The 544-nt window shown below is 57.5% G+C and carries 1 protein-coding gene; it reads right to left on the bottom strand.

Annotated features, from left to right (window positions below; all coding sequences use genetic code 11):
- On the bottom strand, positions 1–194 hold a 194-nt coding region (locus tag NYR58_RS20515; protein WP_315903359.1), incomplete at its 3' end, for a helix-turn-helix domain-containing protein.
- Positions 195–544 lie beyond the last annotated feature (350 nt).

Raw genomic sequence — 544 nt, forward strand, 5'->3', positions numbered from 1 at the left:
AGCAGGGCATTGAGAATGGCCAGCGAGCGGTCCGTGGCGCCGATCAGGTCGCGCGCTTCCCGGATCGTGTGGAACACCTTCCATTTCTGGACCTGCGCACCTTCCGGCACGGTCTTTGCCACAGCCTGGCTTGCCATCATGCCAAGCGACATCGTTCGCCGCCCAAAGGGCGTCGTTGGGGTATGCGTCTGCATTTTTCTTCACCTATCGCTAGGCAATAGAAAACTGCTCGCCGAATCGGCGCTTGACAGCTCAAAAGAGCCTTGACTGCGATTCCCGGAAATGCGATTCTCTAGCTGCTTACACTGAGAAGAGGCTTCCGGAAGCGATTTCGGTGGCCTTTTTCTTTGCCGTTTTTCGGGTGGCCGCGCTGCGGCGACCGGTTTGGCTAGTCTGATCCCTCCTTCTTTTGTGAACTGAATTCTCGATAAAGGTCATCGAGCTTCGCAGATACGAACTGCGCAAACTCCGGCACGACCTTGTCCTCGAAGACCAGCGCTGTCCTGCCGTTGCGGGCTTCAACTTGCGCCGCGCGCTTACCCGA

Origin of the sequence: Chelativorans intermedius (assembly GCF_025398255.1) — a bacterium.
GTDB lineage: Bacteria > Pseudomonadota > Alphaproteobacteria > Rhizobiales > Rhizobiaceae > Chelativorans > Chelativorans intermedius.